The 18,858-nt window shown below is 68.3% G+C and carries 19 protein-coding genes; 8 read left to right on the top strand and 11 right to left on the bottom strand.

All coding sequences use genetic code 11. The features are described from left to right. Positions 1-3 precede the first annotated feature (3 nt). Positions 4-702, bottom strand: coding sequence for an HAD family hydrolase (locus O5O54_RS06360; RefSeq protein ID WP_279479943.1), 699 nt, complete (start codon positions 700-702; stop codon positions 4-6). A 171-nt stretch (positions 703-873) separates the two neighbouring features. On the opposite strand from O5O54_RS06360, the gene O5O54_RS06365 reads away from it, so the two are divergent. The 3 genes from O5O54_RS06365 to ychF all read left to right on the top strand — a co-directional run bounded on the left by O5O54_RS06365 (position 874) and on the right by ychF (position 3,523). Next, on the top strand, positions 874-1,536 hold the full coding sequence (locus O5O54_RS06365) for a 50S ribosomal protein L25/general stress protein Ctc (RefSeq protein ID WP_279479944.1): 663 nt from the start codon (positions 874-876) through the stop codon (positions 1,534-1,536). Between the two features lie 91 nt (positions 1,537-1,627). Continuing rightward, complete coding sequence (gene pth / locus O5O54_RS06370) at positions 1,628-2,350, top strand: aminoacyl-tRNA hydrolase (protein WP_279479945.1); 723 nt, start codon at positions 1,628-1,630, stop codon at positions 2,348-2,350. Between the two features lie 69 nt (positions 2,351-2,419). Beyond that, positions 2,420-3,523, top strand: a complete 1,104-nt coding sequence (gene ychF / locus O5O54_RS06375) for a redox-regulated ATPase YchF (RefSeq protein WP_279479946.1) — start codon at positions 2,420-2,422, stop codon at positions 3,521-3,523. Between the two features lie 9 nt (positions 3,524-3,532). Here the strand turns inward: ychF and O5O54_RS06380 are convergent, their stop codons facing one another. The 6 genes from O5O54_RS06380 to O5O54_RS06405 all read right to left on the bottom strand — a co-directional run bounded on the left by O5O54_RS06380 (position 3,533) and on the right by O5O54_RS06405 (position 12,354). Next, positions 3,533-5,320 (bottom strand): GGDEF domain-containing protein, encoded by a 1,788-nt coding sequence (locus O5O54_RS06380; protein ID WP_279479947.1) that lies wholly within the window; start codon positions 5,318-5,320, stop codon positions 3,533-3,535. Between the two features lie 136 nt (positions 5,321-5,456). Beyond that, positions 5,457-6,416 (bottom strand): cytochrome c1, encoded by a 960-nt coding sequence (locus O5O54_RS06385; protein WP_279479948.1) that lies wholly within the window; start codon positions 6,414-6,416, stop codon positions 5,457-5,459. 24 nt (positions 6,417-6,440) lie between these two features. Then, positions 6,441-7,739, bottom strand: a complete 1,299-nt coding sequence (locus O5O54_RS06390; RefSeq protein ID WP_279479949.1) for a cytochrome b N-terminal domain-containing protein — start codon at positions 7,737-7,739, stop codon at positions 6,441-6,443. 19 nt (positions 7,740-7,758) lie between these two features. Further along, a complete protein-coding gene (petA, locus tag O5O54_RS06395) occupies positions 7,759-8,319 on the bottom strand; it encodes a ubiquinol-cytochrome c reductase iron-sulfur subunit (RefSeq protein WP_279479950.1) in 561 nt (186 codons plus the stop codon). A gap of 265 nt (positions 8,320-8,584) precedes the next feature. Further along, on the bottom strand, positions 8,585-10,465 hold the full coding sequence (locus O5O54_RS06400; RefSeq protein ID WP_279479951.1) for an ABC transporter ATP-binding protein: 1,881 nt from the start codon (positions 10,463-10,465) through the stop codon (positions 8,585-8,587). Next, a complete protein-coding gene (locus tag O5O54_RS06405; RefSeq protein ID WP_279479952.1) occupies positions 10,462-12,354 on the bottom strand; it encodes an ABC transporter ATP-binding protein in 1,893 nt (630 codons plus the stop codon). Before O5O54_RS06405 ends, O5O54_RS06400 begins: the two co-directional genes overlap by 4 nt. A gap of 129 nt (positions 12,355-12,483) precedes the next feature. On the opposite strand from O5O54_RS06405, the gene O5O54_RS06410 reads away from it, so the two are divergent. Together O5O54_RS06410 and O5O54_RS06415 are read left to right on the top strand one after the other, a co-directional pair. Continuing rightward, on the top strand, positions 12,484-12,951 hold the full coding sequence (locus O5O54_RS06410) for a tRNA (cytidine(34)-2'-O)-methyltransferase (protein ID WP_279479953.1): 468 nt from the start codon (positions 12,484-12,486) through the stop codon (positions 12,949-12,951). Further along, on the top strand, positions 12,948-13,382 hold the full coding sequence (locus O5O54_RS06415; RefSeq protein WP_279479954.1) for an NUDIX domain-containing protein: 435 nt from the start codon (positions 12,948-12,950) through the stop codon (positions 13,380-13,382). The genes O5O54_RS06410 and O5O54_RS06415 overlap by 4 nt, the downstream gene beginning before the upstream one ends. Here O5O54_RS06415 and O5O54_RS06420 read toward each other — a convergent pair. Further along, a complete protein-coding gene (locus O5O54_RS06420; protein WP_279479955.1) occupies positions 13,351-13,599 on the bottom strand; it encodes a hypothetical protein in 249 nt (82 codons plus the stop codon). The genes O5O54_RS06415 and O5O54_RS06420 overlap by 32 nt on opposite strands. Before the next feature lie 183 nt (positions 13,600-13,782). Between O5O54_RS06420 and hemF the strand changes: the two genes are divergently transcribed. Both hemF and O5O54_RS06430 read left to right on the top strand, forming a co-directional pair. After that, positions 13,783-14,694, top strand: coding sequence for an oxygen-dependent coproporphyrinogen oxidase (hemF, locus tag O5O54_RS06425; protein ID WP_279479956.1), 912 nt, complete (start codon positions 13,783-13,785; stop codon positions 14,692-14,694). 289 nt (positions 14,695-14,983) lie between these two features. Then, positions 14,984-15,166, top strand: a complete 183-nt coding sequence (locus O5O54_RS06430) for a DUF1059 domain-containing protein (RefSeq protein ID WP_279479957.1) — start codon at positions 14,984-14,986, stop codon at positions 15,164-15,166. 84 nt (positions 15,167-15,250) lie between these two features. Here the strand turns inward: O5O54_RS06430 and O5O54_RS06435 are convergent, their stop codons facing one another. The 3 genes from O5O54_RS06435 to O5O54_RS06445 are packed head-to-tail and all read right to left on the bottom strand — an operon-like array spanning position 15,251 to position 17,674. Continuing rightward, positions 15,251-16,483 carry a CCA tRNA nucleotidyltransferase gene (locus O5O54_RS06435; protein WP_279479958.1) on the bottom strand — a complete coding sequence of 411 codons (1,233 nt, stop codon included), beginning with the start codon at positions 16,481-16,483 and terminating at the stop codon, positions 15,251-15,253. Further along, the gene (locus tag O5O54_RS06440) at positions 16,480-17,094 is read right to left on the bottom strand and encodes a CoA pyrophosphatase (RefSeq protein WP_279479959.1); all 615 of its coding nucleotides are present in this window, start codon (positions 17,092-17,094) and stop codon (positions 16,480-16,482) included. The genes O5O54_RS06435 and O5O54_RS06440 overlap by 4 nt, the downstream gene beginning before the upstream one ends. 4 nt (positions 17,095-17,098) lie before the next feature. Further along, entirely contained in the window at positions 17,099-17,674 is a 576-nt protein-coding gene (locus O5O54_RS06445; protein ID WP_279479960.1) for a DUF1285 domain-containing protein, read from the bottom strand. A gap of 173 nt (positions 17,675-17,847) precedes the next feature. Here O5O54_RS06445 and O5O54_RS06450 point away from each other — a divergent pair, with 173 nt between their 5' ends. Beyond that, positions 17,848-18,858, top strand: coding sequence for a MoxR family ATPase (locus O5O54_RS06450; protein WP_279479961.1), 1,011 nt, complete (start codon positions 17,848-17,850; stop codon positions 18,856-18,858).

The raw sequence follows: 18,858 nt of genomic DNA on the forward strand, positions 1-18,858 counted from the left end.
TCGTCAGCCGATCTCGGCCAGAAGCGGCTCCAGATCCTCCAGCGAGGCGATCGCCCGGAACCGCGGGTGATCGGTCGGCGCCTCGGCCCTCTCGTATTCCCAGGTGAGATCGTGGGGCACGTGGACGCCCCAGGCGCCCACGGCCAGCGCCGGCAGAACGTCGGAGCGGAGCGAGTTTCCGACCATCATGGCCCTCTCCGGCCCGTCCGCATGGCGCGCGAAGACGCGGGCATAGGTGCCCTCCGTCTTGTCGGAGACGATCTCCACCGCGTCGAACAGATCGCCAAGTCCGGACGCCGCGAGCTTTCGCTCCTGGTCGAAGAGATCGCCCTTGGTGACGAGGATCAGGCGGTAACGACCGGACAGACGTTCCACCGCCTCCCGCGCGCCGGGCAGGAGTTCCACCGGATGCTCCAGCATGGCGCGGCCTTCGGCGAGGATCGCCCCGATCTCGGTCGACCCGACGCGTCCGTTCGTCACCTCGATCGCCGTCTCGATCAGCGACAGGGTGAAGCCCTTCACGCCGAAACCATAGGTCGCGAGATTACGTCGTTCCGTCTCCAGGAGGCGGCGGGACACCGTGTCCGCATCGGCATGGGGCGCCAGCATCGCGCGGAACCGTTCCTCCGTCAGCCGGAAGCGCGTCTCGTTCTCCCAGAGCGTATCGTCGGCATCGAAGCCGATCGCGGTCAGACGTGCCATGCGATTCCCCCTCGTCTTGCCCTTTGCGGGCTTGGACGCTATAGCCAACCCGCCCGCGCGGACACCCTTGGAGGCAGCGCGGGCGTGAAGCGGCCTTGGGGCCGCTTTTCGTCGTTCCGGCGCCTCGTGGTCCGGTCCGGCATCCTCTGAACGGAAACAAGGATTCAAGCCATGAGCGAGAGCTACACGGTCAAGGCCGAAGCGCGCGAGAAGGTCGGCAAGGGGGCCGCCAGACATCTCCGCCGCAACGGAATGGTGCCCGCCGTCATCTACGGCGACAAGCAGGAGCCCCTGCCGATCGCGGTCCCCTACAAGGAGACCTTCCTGAAGCTGCACGCCGGCGGCTTTCTGACGACGGTCATCACGATCGACGTCGGCGGCAAGAAGATCCAGGTCCTCCCGAAGGACTACCAGCTCGACGTCGTCAAGGACACGCTGACCCACGTCGACTACCTGCGCGTTTCCGAGCGCACGGAAGTCACGGTCCGGATCCCCGTTCACTTCGAGAACGAAGACGCCGCCCCGGGCATCAAGGCCAAGGACGGCACGCTCAACGTCGTGCACCACGACATCGAAGTGGTCTGCGCCGCGCAGTCGATCCCGGAGGGCTTCACGCTCGACCTGACCGGCCTCGACATCGGCGACGCCGTCAGCTCGACGGCGCTCAAGCTGCCGAAGGGCGTGCGCCTGACCACCGACGAGGAGTTCGTGATCGCCACGATCGTCCCGCCGATGGCCGAGGACACCGACGAGCTCGACGCCGAGACCCTGGAGACGGAAGTCATCGAGCAGTCGGACGCCAAGGCCGAGGACGAGCCGAAGTCCGGCAACTGATCGTGTCTGCGGCGGACGCCCTTTAGCTTCCGCCGCATCCCGATGGCGGGTCCGGCCTCGAGCCGGTCCCGGATCGCTGGAGAACGGGCGCATGCTTCTCATGGTGGGGCTCGGCAATCCCGGCGCGCAATATGCCGGGAACCGGCACAATATCGGCTTCATGGCCGTGGACGAGATCGCACGGCTTCCCGGCTTCTCTCCGTGGTCGAAGAAGTTTCAGGGCGAGATCGCCGAAGGCACGATCGCCGGCACCAAGGTGCTCCTGCTCAAGCCGCTGACCTTCATGAACGAGAGCGGGCGCTCCGTTCAGGCCGCGGCCGCCTTCTACAAGATTCCCCCGTCCGCGATCGTCGTCTTCCACGACGAGCTGGACCTGCCCCCGGCCAAGCTGCGCGTGAAGACCGGCGGCGGCCACGGCGGGCATAACGGGCTGCGCTCCATCGACGCGCATCTCGGCAAGGACTACCGCCGCGTGCGGCTCGGCATCGGGCATCCCGGCTCCAAGGAGCGGGTGAGTCCGCATGTGCTCGGCGACTTCGCCAAGGTGGACCGCGAGTGGCTGGAGCCGCTGCTGGAAGCCGTCGCGCGCAACGCCGATGCGCTGGTCGCCGGCGAGGACGCCGTCTTCATGAACAAGGTGACGCTCGCCGCCGGCGGCTCGGAAGAGCCGACGGGCGCCAAGGGGGGCGCCGGCAAGGCGAAGGGCCAGAGCCACGTGCGCCAGGCCCGCGGCGCCGAGCCGAGCCCGGCGCCTGTCGCCGGGCCGATGGCGGGCATGCTGCGCCGGCTGCTCGGCGGCGGCGACCCGACCTGAACCCTATTCCATTCGACACGGGCGCCCGGACGGGCCTGCCCCTTCCACGAGACTGAAGGCAAGACAATCATGGGCTTTCGCTGCGGCATCGTCGGACTTCCCAATGTCGGCAAGTCCACCCTCTTCAACGCGCTGACCAAGACGGCGGCGGCGCAGGCGGCGAACTACCCGTTCTGCACGATCGAGCCGAACACCGGCGACGTCGGCGTGCCCGACCCGCGCATGGCGCCCATCGCCAAGATCGGCAAGTCGGCGCAGATCATCCCGACCCGCATCACCTTCGTCGACATCGCCGGCCTCGTGCGCGGCGCCTCCAAGGGCGAAGGGCTCGGCAACCAGTTCCTCGCCAACATCCGCGAAGTGGACGCGATCGTCCACGTGCTGCGCTGCTTCGAGGACGACGACATCACCCATGTCGAGGGCCGCATCGACCCGGTTGCGGATGCCGAGACGGTCGAGACCGAGCTGATGCTCTCCGACCTCGAGAGCCTCGAGCGCCGGATCGTGGCCACGCGCAAGAAGGCGCAGGGCAAGGACAAGGAGTCGCTGGCCCAGCTTCCGGTCATGGAAGCGGCGCTCGGCAAGCTCCAGAACGGCGAGCCGGCCCGCACGCTCCTCGGCTCGCTCGACGCCGACGACCGGCAGCAGCTTCGCAACCTCAATCTCCTGACCTCGAAGCCCGTGCTCTACGTCTGCAACGTCGCGGAAAGCGATGCGGCGACCGGCAACGCGCATTCGGAAGCGGTCGCCGCCATGGCCAAGCGCCAGGGCGCACGCAGCGTCGTCATCTCGGCCGCCATCGAGGCGGAGATCGCCCAGCTCGGCGAGGACGAGGTCGGCGAGTACCTGGAGGCGATGGGCCTGACGGAGCCCGGCCTCGACCGGCTGATCCGCGAAGGCTACGCGCTTCTCGACCTCATCACCTACTTCACGGTGGGTCCGAAGGAGACGCGGGCCTGGACCGTGAAGCGGGGCGCCAAGGCGCCCCAGGCGGCCGGCGTGATCCATACCGACTTCGAGAAGGGCTTCATCCGCGCCCAGACGATCGGCTACGACGACTTCGTCTCGCTCGGCGGCGAAGTGGCAGCCAAAGAGGCCGGCAAGGCCCGCGACGAAGGCAAGGAATACGTCGTCCAGGACGGCGACATCATGCTGTTCAAGTTCAACGTCTGACCGCTCGGCTCAGGCCGTGGTCCGGGACGGGGCGGCACCGTGGTCGTCGTCCCCCGAACGATCCTCCAGCGCGGCGATGGTCGCGTTCGTCAGGCGCACGCGATTGCGGCCGGCCGACTTGGCGTCGTAGAGCGCCTTGTCGGCCAGGGTGAGGAGGGTCTGCCAGGAGGAGACGGGTCCCCGCTCGTGGGCGAGGCCGAAGCTGACCGTCACGCGGACCGGCCCGGCCGATGTCTCGACCGTCATGGCTTCGACCTCGGCCCGCAGGTCCTCCGCGAAGGCCAGAACGCTCTCGACGTCGTCGGAACGGACCAGGATGGCGAACTCCTCGCCGCCATAGCGCGCGGCGACCACATCGGCTCCGGCGCGCTTGCGCAGGAGCGCGGAGAAGGCAGCGAGAACCTCGTCGCCCGCCCCGTGGCCACAGGTGTCGTTCACCGCCTTGAAATGATCGATATCGCCGAGAATGGCGACATACTCCCGCGCCTGCGTCCCGAAGCAGTCCAGCCGAACGAACAACCCGCGTCGATTGGGAAGGGAGGTCAGTTCGTCCGTCTCGGACAAGGTGCGCAACTTCTCCGCCAGGGCCGCCCGCTCCTCCTCCAGGATCATGCGCTCGCGGTCTCGCGCGGCCAGCGTGTCCAGAGCCCTGTAAAGGCTCTGAACCGCGTCGACCGAGCCCTCGTAGGGGCGCCGCGCGATGGGGCGGCGCTCGCACAGGGCCAGGATCTGGTCGCGCAGCCCGAACAGGGGCCGCAGCATCTGCCGGTAGAGAACCCAGGCCGCCGTCGCCGTCATCACCAGGACCAGCGCCGACAGGGACAGCACCAGACGCATCTCTTGAAGGGTGGAGTTCTGGACGGCCTCCGCCTCCTGCATCATCGCCTCGACATAGAGATCGCGCATGTGCACGATGGGAAAGGTCGTGGGAGCGTAGACGGCGGAGATCCGGCTCCCCTGCTCCGCGGAGGCCACGGGTTTGCGGGAGTGAGTCTCGATGGCACGACTGAGGAACGGAAAGCCCTTGCCGAAGTAGACGGCCCGGATCGCGGCCATCGCCTGGCTCAGTTCGGGGGAATCGATACCGAATTCGAGCTGCGACACGCCGACATCCCAAAGCGCCAGGATTCGCTGCTGGACGCGCATGCTGCCCATCACGGCCTCGGGCGGAATCTTCTCGGAGCGTTTCAGGGCGGGGGTGACCTCGGACGCAAGTCGCGTAGCCGATTCGTAGAGCGCACCAAGGAGCCGCGCCACGTTCACCCGGCCGGTCAGGCTCTCGTCGGCTTCGATGACACGCTTCGCGGCCCTGTCCACGAACGGCACGAACGTTTCCGATATGGCCGACATGCCGCGCGCGATGCGCAGCTGGAGGCTCGTCTGCCGATCCTTGACGGGCAAAGTCAGGAGGGAGTCGGCCAGGCGACGTTCGTCGCGCAGAAGCGTCATGAGGAAGTTGAAGTTCAGGTCAGGCTCGGCAGCCGCTTCGCCAAGATGTTGGTGCAGGCGCGCGATCGCCATGTCGGTCGACAGGCGCGCGCCGCGCAGATCGGCGCGGGCGCCGAGAGACTGCTCCGGCTCGAGGCTGAGCGCCGTCTCCAGGGGAAGCCTCTCCTTGGTCATCGCGGAGGCAGCGGCGGTCGCCAGTTCGAAGAAGCGAAGCTGCCGGAGAGATTCCGTTGCGATTTCGCGCCTGTCCAGCACGCCACGCAACGCGATCGAGCCGATGATCATGCTCGCCGACAAAGCGATCACCGAGCTGATGCGTATGAGATCGAGTGACGGAAGGCGGAACATCGGGATTCCCCAGGTGCGACGACGAACCTAAGGGCCTATTGGTGAAAGTTCCCTCACCCGAAGGTGGATCGAAGGCGGTGAGAGCCCAAGAAAAAGGGGCCGTCAGGCCCCTCGTTCCATATTCCGTGCAACGGGCTTAATGCGGGGTATCCGCCCACACGCGGCGTTTGACGAGATACAACATGATCGCGAAACCGATCAGGAAGATCATCACCACGAAGCCGGTCGCCTTGCGCTCGACGAGGTGCGGCTCGGCCGCCCACATCAGGAAAGCGGAAACGTCGCGGGAATACTGCTCCACCGTGGTCGGCGCGCCGTCGTCGTAGGTCACCTGACCCTCGGCCAGCGGCGGTGCCATGGCCAGAGCTGGGCCCGAAATGAAGTGCGGGTTGTAGTACGTGCCCGGCTGGATCGTGACGTTCGCCGGCGCCTCCTCGTAACCCGTCAGCAGAGCGTGGATGTAGTCCGGCCCGCCTTCGGCGTACTGGCTCCAGGGGAAGATATCGAGGAGGAAGCGCGGGAAGCCGCGCTCCACGGAACGGGCCTTGGCGATCAGCGACAGATCCGGCGGATGCGCGCCGCCGAGAGCGGCGGCCGCCGCTTCCGGGTTCGGGTAAGGCGAGGGCAGATGGTCGGACGGGATGCCCGGCCGCTCGAACATCTCCCCTTGCGCGTTCGGCGCGGGATCGGTGATCTGGTACTCGGCCGCGAGCGCACGCACCTGGTCGTCGCTGTAGCCGAGCGCCTCGAAGTTGCGGAACGCCACGAGGTTCATCGAGTGGCAGTTCGAGCAGACCTCCTTGTAGACCTTCAGACCGCGCTGGAGCTGGCCGAGATCCCAATGGCCGAAGGGGCCGGCGAAGGTCCAGTTGAGCTCCGCCGGCTTCTTCAGCGGATAGTGCGGGGTATGCCCTTCGGCGTGCTCGCCGCCATGCCCTTCGGCGACGGCCTGCTCGGTGCCGCGCGCTGCGTCCGGCGCTTCGCCCGGTGCGTCACCGACGATCTGGCCGGCGGGCGCCGCCGTCTCCTGGGCGAACCCGAGCATCGGCGTCAGCACGACGCCGGCTGCCAGGAAGGCTGGAAGAAGCTTTCTCATTGCAAGGTCCATGGGTCGCTTCGTTCAGCCTTTGGTTTCGGGAGAGGCGGCGGCGCCGGCAGGCGCTCCGCGTGCGGCGCCGTGCTTGGCCAGCACCGCCTCCGTGATCGAGTTCGGCAGCTTCTTCGGCGTCTCGATGAGGCCCAGGACCGGCAGGACGATCAGGAAGTGCGCGAAGTAATAGATGGTGCCGATCAGCGACAGGGTCGGATAGATGCCCTCCGCCGGCCGCGAGCCGAGCCAGCCGAGCAGCACCGCGTTCACCGCGAAGACCCAGAAGAAGATCTTGTAGATCGGCCGATAGGCGGTGGAGCGCACGCGGCTGGTATCGAGCCAGGGCAGGAAGAACAGGATGATGATCGAGCCGAACATCACCAGAACGCCGCCGAGCTTGGAATCGATCGGGCCGATGTTGAAGGTGATGGCGCGCAGCATCGCGTAGAAGGGCAGGAAGTACCATTCCGGCACGATGTGGGCGGGCGTCTGCAGGGGGTTGGCCGGAATGTAGTTGTCCGGATGGCCGAGGTAGTTCGGCATGTAGAAGACGAAATAGGCGAAGAAGGCCAGGAACACGACCATCGCGAACCCGTCCTTGATGGTCGCGTGCGGCGTGAAGGGCACCGTGTCCTTGGACGACTTGATCTCGACGCCGGTCGGGTTGGTCTGGCCCACCACGTGCAGCGCCCAGATGTGCAGGATCACGACGCCCGCGATCATGAAGGGCAGGAGGTAGTGCAGGGCGAAGAAGCGGTTGAGCGTGGCGTTGTCGACCGCGAAGCCGCCGAGAAGCAGCGTCTGGATCGGGCCGCCGATGCCGGGGAAGGCGGTGAAGAAGCCGGTGATCACCGTGGCGCCCCAGAAGGACATCTGGCCCCAGGGCAGGACGTAGCCCATGAAGGCGGTGGCCATCATCAGGAGGAAGATGATGACGCCGAGGATCCACATGATCTCGCGCGGGGCCTTGTAGGAGCCGTAGTAGAGCCCGCGGAAGATGTGGATGTAGACGGCGATGAAGAAGAACGAGGCGCCGTTGGCGTGCATGTAGCGCAGCATCCAGCCCCAGTTCACGTCGCGCATGATGCTCTCGACGGACTGGAACGCGATGCCGGAATTGGCCGCATAGTGCATTGCCAGCACGACGCCGGTCAGGATCTGGATGCCGAGGAACAGCGCCAGGATGCCGCCGAACGTGTAGGCGTAGCTCAGATTGCGCGGAACCGGGAAGACGACGAAGGAATCGTAGAGGAGCCGGGGCAGCGGCAGGCGGGCGTCGAGCCAGCGCATGACGCCGTTGGTCGGCACGTAGGACGAAGGACCACTCATGTTCTTTGTGCCTCTTGCCTCAGCCGATGCGGATCGTGGTGGGATTGGGGAAGGAGTAGAGCGGCACGGCCATGTTCTCGGGCGCCGGTCCCTGGCGGATGCGGCCCGCCGTGTCGTAGTGCGAGCCGTGGCACGGGCAGTACCAGCCGTCGTAGTTGCCCGACTGGCCGAGCGGAACGCAGCCGAGATGCGTGCACACGCCCACCATCACGAGCCACTGCTCCTGGCCTTCCGCCGCGCGGTTGGCGTCGGTCGCGGGCGCGTCGGACGGCAGGTTGGCGTTGCGGGCGATCGGGTCCTTGAGCGCGGAGAGGTCGACACCCTTGCCTTCCTCGATCTCCTGCGGCGTGCGCTGGCGGATGAAGATCGGCTTGCCGCGCCACTTTGCGGTGATCGACTGGCCGGCCGCGATCTGGCTGATGTCCACGTCCACCTGCGCCAGCGCCAGCGTCGCGGCGTCCGGGTTCATCTGGTCGATGAAGGGCCAGAGGGCCGCGGCGGCACCGACGACGCCGGCCGCCCCCGTCGCGATGTATAGGAAATCCCGGCGTGTGGGTTCGCTGCTGTGATCGACGCTCACGGAGAAATGCGCTCCTTCAGGGCCGGCGCGCCGATTCTCGCGCACCCGCCTCAGTCCCAACACGACCTCGCGGAGCACACCGAGCGCCGGAGCGACCGCGCCCTCCCCTAGAGCCGTTTCGGCCGCGATTTCTAAGCGCCCACTTGGAACTTGTCCAGACTGTGGCGGCGGTTCGGGCGGTTATGTCGCTCGACGGGCACGCTCCGCTCAAGTCCCGGGGAGCGACCGGTCCGCCGCCCGGCGCCAGACCGCCGCAGAACCCTGCCTATTCGGCGGCCGCCGGCAGGAATCCGCCGGACTGGCGAGCCCAGAGCGAGGCATAGAGGCCGCCCTGCCGCACCAGTTCGGCGTGGGTTCCCTCTTCCACAATGCGGCCGGCATCGATCACGACGAGCCGGTCGAGCTGCGCGATGGTGGACAGGCGGTGCGCGATCGCGATCACCGTCTTGCCCTCCATCATCGCGGAAAGATTCCCCTGGATCGCCGCTTCCACTTCCGAGTCGAGCGCCGAGGTCGCTTCGTCGAGCACCAGGACCGGCGCGTTCTTCAGAAAGACGCGGGCGATGGCGATGCGCTGGCGCTGGCCGCCCGACAGTTTCACGCCGCGCTCGCCGACATAGGCGTCGAGCCCCTCGCGCCCGTTGGGGTCGCGCACCGTCTGGATGAAGCCGAGCGCGTCGGCCCGCCGGGCGGCGGAGATGATCTCCTCCTCGCTCGCCTCCGGCCGGCCATAGGCGATGTTGTCGCGGATCGAGCGGTGGAACAGCGACGTGTCCTGCGTGACGACGCCGATCTGGTTGCGCAGCGAGGTCTGGGTGACGGCGGAAACGTCCTGCCCGTCGAGGAGGATCGTGCCCTTCTCCACGTCGTAGAGGCGCAGGAGGAGGTTGACGAGCGTCGTCTTGCCGGCGCCCGAGCGGCCGACCAGCCCCACCTTCTCGCCCGGCCGGATCTGGAGCGAGAAGTTCTCGATGACGCCCTTTCCCTTGCCGTAGTGGAAGGTCATGTCGCGGAACTCGACCGCCCCGCCGGCCGGGCGGAGGGCGGGAGCGTCCGGCTTGTCCACCAGCACGGGCGCGGCCGAGACGGTGGCGACGGCGTCCTGCACCGTGCCGTAGTTGCGCACGAGGCCGTTGATGTTGAACATCATCCAGCCGCTCATCTGATTGAGCCGCAGGATCAGGCCGAGGGCCGTCGCGACGTCGCCGGTGGTGGCGGTCCCCTGGGTCCACGAATGGAGGGCCAGCGCGCCGATCGCGGTCATCATGAAGCCGTTGAGGACGGCGACCGCCGTGCGCACGGCGGTGATGGCGCGCGTCATGGCGCGGATGGCATCGACATAGCGACGGAAGCCGCCGAGAACGAAGGCGTCCTGGCGGCGGCCGGGATCGAAGAGCTTCACCGCCAGAATGTTGGTGAAGCTGTCCACCACGCGGCCGGACATGACCGAGCGCGCCTCCGCGCTCTCGCGGCCCGCACGGCGGATGCGCGGCAGGAGGTCGCGGACGATCCAGCCGTAGCCGACGGCCCAGAGGAGCAGTACGAGCCCCATCCATGGATCCATCGCGCCGAGGATCGCGACGGCGAGGATCGCGAAGGTGACGAAGCTCCAGAAGGTCTGCAGCGTCGTGACGATGAAGTCGCCCGTCGCCTCGCCGACCTGCTGCACCTTCTGGGCGACGCGGCCGGCGAAGTCGTTCTGGAAGAAGGTGTAGGACTGGTCCATCAGCCGCCGGTAGGACTGCCAGCGGATGCGGTTGTAGAGCGAGGGCACGATGACCTGCTGCTCGATCACGGAAGCCGCGAAGAGGACGAGGGTGCGCACCAGAAGCGTCGTGACCGCAAGCCCGACCAGCAGCCAGAAGTGATCGACGAAGAGCCTCGCCGGCGAAGAGGACCCCAGAGCGTCGACCACCCAGCCGACGGCGGCGTAGAGCAGCGCGTCCACCGCGCCGGTCAGGCCACCGGTCACCAGGAGGGCCAAAAACGGCCATTTCGCCTCGCGGGCGAAGTGCCAGATGAAGCGGTTGGTCTCGCGCGGCAGCGGCGGCAGAGCGCCGACCCGGCGCGGCTCCACGCCGTCCGGCTCGGCGTCGCCGTAGGGGTCGATGACGCGCTCGAAGCGCCGCAGCAGGCCGTCGATCATTCGGCCGCGCGTGTCTGGGCGGAGGCCACGGGTTCCTCGTCCTCGCCTGCATCCAGGAAGCCGCCAACCTGACGGCGCCAGAGATCGGCGTAGAGGCCGCCGCTCGCGATCAGATCGCCATGGCTCCCCTCTTCGACGATCCGGCCCTTGTCGAGAACGACGAGGCGGTCGAGCGCGGCGATTGTGGACAGGCGATGGGCGACCGCAATCACCGTCTTGCCCTCCATCAGGCGGTAGAGATTGGAGGCGATCGCGGCTTCGACCTCGGAATCCAGCGCCGAGGTCGCCTCGTCGAGAAGTAGGATCGGCGCGTCCTTCAGCATGACGCGGGCGATGGCGATGCGCTGGCGCTGACCGCCGGACAGCTTCACGCCGCGCTCTCCCACCTCCGCGTCGAGGCCGCGCCGGCCCTCGCGATCGACCAGCGCGTCCACGAAGTCCTCCGCCTCGGCGCGGCGAAGCGCATGGCGGACCTCCTCGTCGGTGGCGTCGGGCCGACCGTAGAGGATGTTCTCGCGGATGGTGCGGTGGAGGAGCGAGGTGTCCTGCGTGACCATGCCGATATGGGCGCGCAGCGAGTTCTGCGTGACGCGAGCAATATCCTGCCCGTCGATCAGGATGCGGCCGGACTGGACGTCGTAGAAGCGCAGGAGAAGGTTGAGGAGCGTCGACTTGCCGGCGCCCGAGCGGCCGACGAGGCCGATCTTCTCGCCCGGCCGGATCGTAAGGTCGAAATCCTGCACCACCGGGCCGGCGGCACGATGGGGCCTGGCCGAGGCATAGGCGAAGCAGACCTTGTCGAAGCGGACCTCGCCCGACGCGACGGCCAGCGGGCGCGCGTCCGGCGCGTCGGTGAGCGCCACGGGCTGGGTGAAGGTCGCGATGCCGTCGCGGATCGTGCCGACGTTCTCGAACAGCGCCGAGACCTCCCACATGATCCACTGTGCCATGCCGTGGAGCCGCAGGACGAGACCGATGGCGACCGCCACCGCGCCGACCGACACGAGCCCGTTGACCCAAAGCCCGATCCCCATTGCGCCGACGGCAAACAGCAGCAGCGAATTGAGGAACAGGAGACAGACGAAGAAGAGCGTGATGAGCCGCCCCTGCCCGTAGACCGGCTTCAGGAACAGGCGCATGGCGTCCTGCGCGTAAGTCACCTCGCGGGGCGTATGGGCAAAGAGCTTCACCGTGCCGATGTTGGAATAGGCGTCGACGATGCGGCCCGTCATCTCGGCGCGCGCATCGGCCTGGCGCTCGGCGACCGAACCGAGCCGCGGAATGAAGTAGCGCAGCATCAGGACGTAGAGCGCCAGCCAGCCCGCGAAGGGCAGCATCAGGCGCCAGTCGGCGGCGGCTACCAGCACGATGATGCCGGTGAAGTAGACCGCGACGTAGAGAAATACGTCGATCGACTTCATGATCGTCTCGCGCACGGCGAGCGCGGTCTGCATCAGCTTGGTCGAGACGCGGCCGGCGAACTCGTCCTGGAAGAACCCGAGCGACTGGTTGAGCAACCAGTTGTGCGCGGTCCAGCGGAAGCGCATCGGCAGGTTGCCGAACAGCGCCTGGAACGAGATCAGCGATTCGAGAAGCGCGAGGCCCGGCAGCAGGACCAGGATCACGAAGGCCATGCCCGCAAGACGCCAGCCCTCGTCGGCCAGGAACGTCTCCGGGTTCGCCGACGAGAGCCAGTCCACGATCGAGCCGAGGAAGGCGAAGAGCGAGACCTCGATCACCGCGATCACGCCCGACATCATGGCCATGCCGACCAGCAGCCAGCGGACAGGCTTGGCGTAATGCCAGACGAAGCGCCGGAACTCGGCCGGCGGGCTCTTGGCCACGCCGGCGGGGAACGGATCGACGAGCTTTTCGAAGAAGGCGAACATGGGCATTCGGTCCGGCAGATCGTGCAGGCGGCACGCGAAGCGGCCGGGTCGCCACCATATAGGCGGCCGGGCGACGATTTCACGAAACGGACCGTATCCAACGACCGCGCGCTTGGGTATCGGGTCGCAATGCGCCCGTCCATCGCCCTCTACCAGCCCGACATCGCCGGGAACGCCGGCACGATCCTTCGGCTCGGCGCCTGTCTCGGCCTCGATGTCGAGATCATCGAGCCGACGGGCTTCGACCTCTCCGACCGGGCTCTGAAACGCGCGGGCATGGACTATCTCGCGATGGCCCGCTTGATTCGGCATGTCGATTTCGAGGCCTTCGAGGCGTCGCGGCGGGCGGCGGGGCGGCGGATCGTGCTCCTGACCACGAAGGCCGACGCGGCCTATTGCGACGTCGACTTCCGGCCGGACGACATTCTCCTGTTCGGTCGCGAGAGTGCGGGCGTCCCGCAGGCGGTGCACGACCTCGCAGAAATCAGGGCGACGATCCCGATGGAGGGAGGTGCGCGCTCCCTGAATCTCGCGGTGAGCGCCGCCATGGTGGCGGGCGAGGCGATGCGGCAGTTGCATTGGGGGCGAACGGCATGAGCACACGCGAACCGAGGCTCGGCACCGGCGCGGCAATCTTACGCGACGGCCGGCTGCTCCTGATCCGGCGCCGGCGCGAACCGGAAGCCGGCGCCTGGGGCCTGCCGGGCGGCAAGGTGGACCTGTTCGAGCGGGCGGCGGAAGCGGCCGAACGCGAGGTGCTGGAGGAAACCGGCCTTGCCATCGCGGCGCGCGATCTCCTCTGCGTCGTGGACCAGATCGACCGGGACGCCGGCCATCACTGGTTCGCGCCGGTCTATCTCGTGGAGGACGCTTCGGGCGAGCCGCGCATCGTGGAGCCGGACAAGCACGACGGCCTCGACTGGTTCGCGCTGGACGCCCTGCCCGAGCCGCTCACCGCGCCGACGCTGGGCGCCCTGCCCGCCTTGCGCGAGCGGCTCAGTCGGCGCTCGGCAGGCGGCGCATCGTGAACTCGACTTCGCCGCCGGGCAGGAGGCGCCAGCTTTCGACCTGCGTCCAATAGGCGGCCTTGGGATAGCGGGCGAACCACTCTCGCGCCACGGTCCGCGCCTCCGGGCGCGGCAGGGTAAAGGTCTCGCGCACGAAGCTGTCGCGCGGGGGCGCCTCGCGCCGGGCGCGGAGCTGGCGGCGAAGGCCGTCCAGAGGGGGTGGCGGAAGCGGGGCCATCGGACCGTCGGGCTCCTGTCTCGGCGAGCTCCTGTCGGGACCGAATATAGGCGCGGACCTAAGCGAATTCGAGTCGCATCCGCCTGGCTCCCAGCAACGGATCGCTTCCGAAACGCTCTCGCACCTGCTAGCCAGAGCCGATGCATGCCGGCGGGGGCCGGGGCCGGAGGATCGTCGAGCGCCATGGAACGTCCCGAACTGCCGCAGGGCCTTCCCGAAAACCTCGACGCCAAGAAGGAAGAGGCGCGAACCTGGTTCGAGGCGCTGCGCGACCGGCTGTGCCAGGCCTTCGAGGACCTCGAGGACGAGTTCGGCTCCGACGAGACGCTTGCCCCCGGCCGCTTCGAGCGCACGCCTTGGGAGCGCGGCGAGAACGGCGGCGGCGGCACCATGTCGATGCTGCAGAACGGCCGCGTCTTCGAGAAGGCGGGCATCCATACGTCGACGGTCTACGGCGAGTTGTCGGAGGACTTCGCCGCGCAGATCCCGGGCGCGGCGAGCGACCGCAGCTTCTGGGCGTCCGGTATCTCGCTGATCGCCCACACGCGCAATCCGCACGTGCCGGCGGTCCACATGAACACGCGCATGGTGGTGACGACCGGCCAGTGGTTCGGCGGCGGCGCGGACCTCACCCCGATGCTGAGCGCACGCCGCACGGCGGAGGACCCCGACACGCGCGCCTTCCACAAGGCGCTGCAGTTCGTCTGCCAGCGTCATTCGGCCGTCGCGGATTTCGACCGCTACAAGACCTGGTGCGACGAATATTTCTATCTGCCGCACCGCAAGGAGCCGCGCGGCGTCGGCGGCATCTTCTACGACTGGCTGCACTCGCCGGAAGAAGCGGGCGGCTGGGAAGCGGACTTCGCCTTCACCCGCGACGTCGGAAAGGCGTTCCTTGTGGTCTATCCCCACCTCGTACGGCAGAACGCCGCCACGCCCTGGGGGGAAGCGGAGCGCGAGGAGCAGCTCGTGCGGCGCGGGCGCTATGTCGAGTACAATCTCCTCTACGACCGGGGCACCCTGTTCGGCCTCAAGACGGGCGGCAACGTCGCCTCCATCCTGTCGTCCCTGCCCCCCCTCGTGAAGTGGCCCTGACGATTTCGTTGGCGGGCTGAAGACCGGGGAACCAACCCTCGTCTTTCTCCCCGCCGACCCTATGTCTAGCCTGCGGACACGAATTGGTTAAACACCCAACAACGTCCTGTTCACATACGGAAAACTCCTGTTAAGGTCCGTGCAACCCGAAGCTGTCCGAGAGTGGGCAAACGGGGGGTTCGCGGAACCGAGGAGTCCTGCGGGCAGACGTGCATTCCGACCGCATGGTTTCGAAGGGCAGGCGGCTGGCGCATCCGCGCGGCCGAAGGATCGACCAGGGAGGACTGTGATGTACGAACTCGATTGCCACGGCGTCATTCCAGGCTGCGAGCGCGTGATCCGCGCCGAGTCTCAGGCGGAGGTCATGCGACGCGCCGTGACGCAGGCCAAGCAACTGGGGGTGGAAACCATCACCCAGCGCCTGATGGACGCGATCCGTGACGGAATGCACGAGACGAGCGTCAAGCACTGAGCCCTGTTAAGGGGCAGAGGCTCGCCGACGAGGCCGGCGGAAATGATGCGGGCGCGGATCAAATCCGCGCCCTTTTTCATGGGTTCAGACCAGCTTGAGCAGGGCCTCGCGCCCGAGCACGAAGCCGCTCTCGGCGAAGGCGCGCTTCAGCCGGTCGAGTGTGCGGCCGATCTCCGGCCCCTGCGCGACGCCGGCCGCCGCAAGGTCGTGGCCGGACAAGGGAAAGGCCGGCGGCTCGAAGCCCACGGCCGCCTCGTGCCGTGCGGCCAGCAGCGCGACCTGGGGCAGCTTGTCGGGATTCTGCGTGGCGGCGGTTCTCTCGGAGTTCAGCGCCAGCGCGAGGCGATCGGCGAGCGCATCGGCGTCGCCGAGATAAAGGCGGGCTCGAAAGGCCGCATCGCTCTCCGTCGCAGGTGCCTCCGCCATCGCCCAGGCGACCAGCCGATCGCGGTCCGCGTTGGACAGGCGCAGGCGCCCCGCCATGTCGCGCAGGCGCGCGGCGTCGGGCGGCACGATGGCCTCGAGCCGGCGGATCGGGTCGGGCGCCCAGCCGTAGAGCCGCTCGGTCTCGATCAGGCCGTGGATCGCATCGATCCCCCATTTCTCGCTCTCGGGAAGCACGCGACTGAGAACGCCGGCCTGGCGCATCCAGAGAAGGGCGCGCGCCGGGTCGGGCGCGGCGAGGAGCTTGCGCAACTCGTTCCAGACGCGTTCGGCCGACAGGCGGTCGAGGCCCTCCTTCAGGCGCGACGACGCACGCAGCCCCTCCCCGTCCGGCCGGCCTCGTCCGTACCATGCGAAGAAGCGGAAGAAGCGCAGGATGCGGAGATAATCCTCCTCGATGCGCTGCGACGCCTCGCCGATGAAGCGCAGCGTGCCGCTCTCGATGTCGGGCAGGCCGCCCACGAGGTCGAGGATCTCGCCGTCGGCATCGCAATAGAGCGCGTTGATGGTGAAGTCGCGCCTCGAAGCGTCCGCCGCCCAGTCGCGCCCGAACAGGACCTTGGCGTGCCGCCCGTCGGTCTCGACGTCGCGGCGGAGCGTCGTGACCTCGAAGGGGCGTCCGTCCGCCACCACCGTTACCGTGCCGTGCTCGACGCCGGTCGGCACGGCCTTCAGCCCCGCCGCGTCGACGCGGGCGATCGTCTCCGCCGGCAGGGTCGTGGTGGCGACGTCGATGTCGGTGATCGGACGGCCCATCAGGGTGTTGCGGATCGCGCCGCCCACGACCTTCGCCTCCTCGCCGTTCGTCGAAAGGCTGGACAGGATGGTTCGAAGGGCGGGGTCGCGGAGCCAGTCCGCCTCGATGCGCGTCATGATGCGTAGAGCCTTTCGTAGAGCGTGCGCAGGATGCCCGCCGTCACGCCCCAGATATACCGGTCGCCGAAGGGCATCGTGTAGAAGTATCGCGGCTTGCCCTGCCAGACGCGGCTGTCCTTGGCGTGGTTGGCCGCGTTCATCAGGAAGCCGAGCGGCACCTCGAAGGCGTCGGCGACCTCCGAAGGGTCCGGACGGGGCGCAAAGCCCGGATCGACGATGCCGATGACGGGCGTGATGCGAAAGCCCGTCGTGGTGCGATAGCGCGGCAGGCGGCCGATCACCTCGACATCGCCCGGGTCGAGCCCAATTTCCTCGCGCGCCTCCCGGAGCGCCGCGGCTTCCACCGACGGATCGGCGGCATCCACCGAGCCACCGGGAAAGGCGACCTGGCCGGAATGCTTGCGCAAGTGCGCGGCGCGCGTCGTGAGGATCACGCCCGCCTCGCCCGGACGGTCCACCACGGGCACGAGCACGGCCGCTTCGCGCGCCGCCGCGCTCTCGGCAAGCTGCTCCCAGTCCGGGTTGAGGATGTGGTCGCCCGTGTCGTGCTCCAGCGCGCCGAGCCCCCTGGTCAGGAGGCGCGCCTTGAGGTCAGCGGCATCGAACATGCGCTCAGGCATCCAGTCCGCCGGGCGGGAGCGGCACGGGGAACCAGGCGCTGCCCGATGCGATGCCGGCCTCGCCCTCCCGTTCCTCGATCCGCTGCGCGAGATCGAAGGCGAGCGAGCGGGTGAGCCGCGCCTCCAGCCCGCCGCGCACGCGGACATAGGGGCGGAAGGCGCCGCCCGTCCCGGTGGCGAAGCGCAGGGGATGCGCCTCGTCCGCCTCCACCATGTCGCCCATGTTGGTTCGGAAGCTGAGGCGCCCCCCCTCGTCGCTCATCTCGACGGCGACGAAGGGCGCGTCCGCGACGCGGATGGTCAGTTTCTCGGCGGGGGTCACCAGCACGAAGGAGCCGTCGGGCTCACGCCGCAACACGCTGGAGAAGAGGCGGGCGAGCGCCGGGCGGTCGATCGGCGAGCCCTGGTAGAACCAGCGCCCGTCCTCGTCGATGGCCATGTCGATGTCGCCGCAATGGTCCGGGTTCCAGCGCTCCACCGGCGGCGCCGACCGGCCCGCCCGCTCGGCGCGCGAGACCAGGGCCTCCAGCGAGACGGATGCCGAATTCGTGTCCTGTTCCTGCGGCATGGTGCGCTGTTCCCCAAGGTCTACGGCCGGAGCCCGTCTTATTTTGGCCGGCCTTGGCCGTCACCAAATAGTCGCGCACCCCGGCGCTTGCCAGACGGCCCCGGCCTCGATTCTATGGGGCCTGTCCTCGTCGCCGGCCCCTCCCGAAGCGACTCATCGAAAGGCCCCGAAGGATGACGATACTCGCCCACCCGGAGCCTCCCGTCGACACGCGCGGCATGGTGGAGGAAGCCGAGCGCGCGCTCGCCGATATCGCCAAGGCGCGCGAATCCGTCGCCCGCGTGATCTTCGGCCAGGAAAGCGTCGTGGAGCAGACCCTGGTCGCGATCCTGGCGGGTGGCCATGCGCTTCTGGTCGGCGTGCCGGGCCTTGCCAAGACCAAGCTGGTGGAGACCCTCGGCACCGTGCTCGGGCTCGACGCGCGCCGCGTCCAGTTCACGCCCGACCTCATGCCGTCGGACATCGTCGGCACCGAGGTCATGGACCAGGACGAAACGGGCCGCCGCTCCTTCCGCTTCGTGCGGGGGCCGGTGTTCGCGCAGCTCCTGATGGCCGACGAGATCAACCGCGCCAGCCCGCGCACGCAGTCGGCGCTGCTGCAATCCATGCAGGAATATCATGTGACGGTGGCCGGCGAGCGGCACGATCTGCCCGCGCCGTTCCACGTGCTCGCGACGCAGAACCCGCTGGAGCAGGAGGGCACCTATCCCCTCCCCGAGGCCCAGCTCGACCGGTTCCTCTGCCAGGTGGACGTGCACTATCCCTCGATCGAGGCCGAGCGGCGCATCCTGCTCGCCACCACCGGCGTCGCCGAGGACAAGGCCGTCGCCGTGATGACGTCCGACCGCCTGCGCGAGATCCAGACGCTGGTGCGCCGCATGCCGGTGCCCGAGAGCGTGGTGGAGGCGATCCTGTCGCTCGTGCGCTCGGCCCGGCCGGGCCAGGGCTCGAAGGAGGCCGACACGCATGTCGCCTGGGGTCCCGGCCCCCGCGCCTCCCAGGCGATGATGACCTGCGTGCGCGCCCGCGCGCTCTACGAGGGGCGCCTCGCCCCGTCGATCGACGACGTGCGGGCCTTGGCCGAGCCGATCCTGCAGCACCGCATGGCGCTGAACTTCGCCGCGCGCGCCGAGGGGATCGGCGTCCGCGAGGTCATCGCGCGTCTCGCCAAACAGGCGGGCTGA

Origin of the sequence: Aureimonas sp. SK2 (assembly GCF_029813115.1) — a bacterium.
In the GTDB taxonomy this organism is placed as follows: Bacteria; Pseudomonadota; Alphaproteobacteria; order Rhizobiales; family Rhizobiaceae; genus Aureimonas.